This window comes from Phytohabitans kaempferiae (genome assembly GCF_042433955.1).
In the GTDB taxonomy this organism is placed as follows: Bacteria; Actinomycetota; Actinomycetes; order Mycobacteriales; family Micromonosporaceae; genus Phytohabitans; species Phytohabitans kaempferiae.
This window is the reverse complement of record NZ_JBHLUH010000032.1, coordinates 1-3598: the sequence shown is the minus strand read 5'-3', so window position 1 is coordinate 3598 and position 3598 is coordinate 1. Positions and strand designations below refer to the sequence as shown.

Genomic DNA, 3598 nt, shown 5'->3' with positions numbered 1-3598 from the left:
TCGACGCTGGCGGAGAAGGTCCACGACAACCGGTTCCTGCGGCTGCTGTGTCACATGTTGCAAGCCGGATACTTGGAGGACTGGGTCTACCACGCCACGCTCAGCGGGGCACCGCAGGGTGGCGGTGCGACACGGAAGGTGCACGTTGTGAGTGGATCGCGGCGGTTGGAGGTTCGGCTTATGCCGGGCACGTGATCTCGGGTCAGTGTCCATGATGGCCTGTCCTCGCCTTGGCGTGCGTCGCTGGTAACGGCGGGGTGCGAAGCCCAAGGGAAAGCCGAAGGACCTCCGCGCCATCTCGGGGGTTACGGGCGAGAGGAAGATCGGACGGGCGAATAGGGTGAACCTTCGTTGATGCCTCGTGACTGCGGATCCCCCGCGGATGGACTGTTGTGGTGGGGGTTCAGGGCTGGCCGCTGGGAAGCGGCGGATGCTGGTGGGGATATTCCTTTCCTGCCGGGTGGACACCATCGCCCCGGGGTCAAGAAGGCGCCCACCCCGATCGGGTCTCATGCGTGCGCAACGTGGCAACCCCGTCGAGGTCCAGCCGCCGGTGGTGGCTGGTAGGCCGACCGTGAGGGAGGCGGAACTCCTCGGCGGGCGCAGGACGGTCCAAGAAGCGAATGCCGGTGCGTCGAAAGGCGACGGGAAAGCGGCACACCACGACCGCCGCTCCAGCGGTCGTGTCATATAACCGGCCGGATACGGGCCCTGGTGGCCCGCCTCGAAAGAGGGCTGACGTGGACCGGGTGGGTCTGCGAAGACAACATGACGAGCCGTTGGAACCTGGGGGCAAGTTGGACACTGGAACGCCGCCCGTGGGCGGGGTTGGGGTGAACGGACCCAAGGACGCTGGTGTGGAGTGGGACGCTGTCGATTGGCGTGCCGCTGAGGACCACGTACGGCGGTTACGGCAGCGGATCTTCGCGGCGACGCGGGCCGGCGACCTGAAGAAGGCACGCAGCTTGCAGAAGTTGATGCTCCGGTCCCGGTCCAACACGCTGATCAGCGTGCGGCAGGTGACCGAGCGCAACGCTGGTCGTCTCACTGCTGGCGTCGACGGTCAGCTCGCGTTGACGTCGGTGGACAAGGAACGTCTGGTGGCCGATATCCATCGGTCACCGCGACGAGCCAGGCCGGTGAGACGGGTGTTTATCCCGAAGGCGAATGGAAAGCTGCGCGGACTTGGCATACCCGTGATCTTCGATCGTGCCCAGCAGGCTCGGGTGCGTAACGCGCTGGAGCCAGAGTGGGAGGCTCGGTTCGAACCCAAGAGCTACGGGTTTCGGCCGGGCCGGGGATGCCATGATGCGATCGAGGCGATCTACCAGGTCGTGAAGGGCAAGAACCCGAAACGGCAGTGGATTCTCGACGCCGACCTCCAAGGAGCGTTCGACAACATCGATCACGACTACGCCCTCGGCCTGATCGGGTCGTTCCCCGGCCGGGGGATGATCCGGGCCTGGTTGAAGGCGGGCGTGGTCGCCCACGGTCGGTACGCGCCGACGGAGCAGGGTGCCCCGCAAGGGGGCGTGATCAGTCCGTTGATGCTGAACATCGTGCTGCACGGGATGGAAACGGCGGCCGGGGTCCGCTACTTCAGACGCAGTCGAGGCGGTATCGAAACCGCGCCCGACGCCCCGGTGCTGGTCCGCTATGCCGACGATCTGCTGGCCTTCTGCCACAGCCGAGAGCATGCGGAAAAGGTCAAACAGAAGCTGGCCGAGTGGCTGCAACCTCGTGGACTGGTGTTCAACGAGGAAAAGACCCGGATCGCGCACGTCAGCCAGGGGTGCGACTTCCTCGGGTTCAACATCCGCCGCTACCACGGCAAGCTACCGCTGATCAAACCCAGCAAGGACGCCGTGAGGCGCATCCGGTTGAGGCTGCGCACCGAGATGCGCGCTCTGTTGGGCGGCAACTCGGCGGCGGTGATGCGCAAGCTCACCCCGATCATCCGCGGGTGGGCCGCCTACTACCGGACCCAGGTCTCCAGCGAGGTGTTCTCCGCGCTGGACGACTACATGTGGAAGCTGCTCTACAAATGGGTCAAGCGAACACATCCCAACAAGTCCAGGTGGTGGAGGATGGACCGCTACTTCGGTCGGTTCAACCCCTCCCGCAACGACCGGTGGATCTTCGGCGACCACGACAGCGGCGCTTACCTACCCAAGTTCGCCTGGACGAAGATCGTCCGACACCCGATGGTCGCTGGGTGGGCATCGCCAGACGATCCCACCCTCGCCCGCTACTGGGCCGACCGTCGCGGCAGGCAGCACAACGGACCGCTCAGCGTGCTCCTGCTCGCCCAACTCAAGGCGCAGCGGGGACGATGCCCGCGCTGCGGCACGCTGCTGCTGCACGCCGACCGCGAACCGCAATCCCCACACGAATGGGAACTGTGGCTACGGGCCGTGCGATGGCTTGTCCGCAAGGACAACATCACCGGCGCAAGCGCGGACGATCAACGCCTCATCCACACCGCCTGCCGAGGCCGCAACGGCAGCTCGACGGCACCAGCACTTCTGACCGCAACGCCCGCGTGACCTGCTTGAGCCGGATGATCGGAAACGATCAAGTCCGGTTCTGAAGGGGCCCCGGCGCAGCAATGCGCCGGGGCTACCTGACTGGCATCCCCGATCCTGTCCAACATCTACCTGCACCGGTTGGACACGTTCGTCGAGACGGTGCTCATCCCGGAGTACACCCGAGGAGAACGTCGGGCAGAGAACCCGGCTCACCAAAGCGTGACCGGGCATATCAGGCGGGCTCGCGCTCGTGGTGAGCGTGCCGCGGTGCGGATACTGCGTAAGCAGCAACGCTCGTTGCCCAGCAAGGATCCTAACGATCCTGGCTATCGGCGGCTGCGGTACATCCGCTACGCCGATGACATCCTGCTCGGGTTCGCCGGACCCAAGTCCGAAGCCGAACAGATCAAGCAACGCCTGGCCCAGTTCCTACGCGACGATCTCGCTCTGGAACTGTCCCAGGACAAAACTCTGGTCACGCACGCCCGCACCCAGGCGGCGCGGTTCCTCGGCTACGAGGTCACCGTTCAGCACAACAACCGGCATCTTATCCGTGGTCGACGCTGGGCCAACGGCACAGTGTGGCTGCGTGTGCCGCTATCGGTGATCAAGGAAAAATGCGTCCCATACCTTAAGCGCGGCCAACCCGCGCACCGTAACCGGCTGGTCCAGGAAGACGACTACACCATCGTCGCGACCTACGGGGCGGAATATCGGGGCATCGTCCAGTACTACCTGCTGGCCGGGGACGTTCACCGACTCACACGTTTGAAGTGGGTCATGGAAACCTCGATGCTGAAAACGCTGGCGGCGAAGCACCGCTCCACGGTGTCGAAAATGGCGGCCAGGTACAAAGCCAAAATCGAGACACCGCACGGGAAACGGACCTGCTTCGAGGCCGTCGTCGAACGCGCCGGCAGGAAAACACTGGTCGCACGGTTCGGCGGTATACCACTCAAACGGCAGAAGGTGGCGGACCTTATCGACCGACCACCGATCCGGGTCACTCGTGCGTGCAAGGAGCTCATCGGACGGCTCCGCAAAGACACGTGTGAGATCTGCGGGCAGAA

General features: G+C 64.6%; 3 protein-coding genes. All 3 read left to right on the top strand.

The features are described 5' to 3' along the window. Positions 1–195, top strand: a 195-nt coding sequence (locus tag ACFFIA_RS17365; RefSeq protein WP_377252166.1) for a hypothetical protein, incomplete at its 5' end; no start/stop codon positions are given. Positions 196–857: 662 nt separating this feature from the next. Beyond that, entirely contained in the window at positions 858–2546 is a 1689-nt protein-coding gene (ltrA, locus tag ACFFIA_RS17360) for a group II intron reverse transcriptase/maturase (protein WP_377252164.1), read from the top strand. A gap of 120 nt (positions 2547–2666) precedes the next feature. Next, the coding region (locus ACFFIA_RS17355; RefSeq protein ID WP_377252162.1) for a group II intron reverse transcriptase/maturase at positions 2667–3598 on the top strand (932 nt) is incomplete at its 3' end.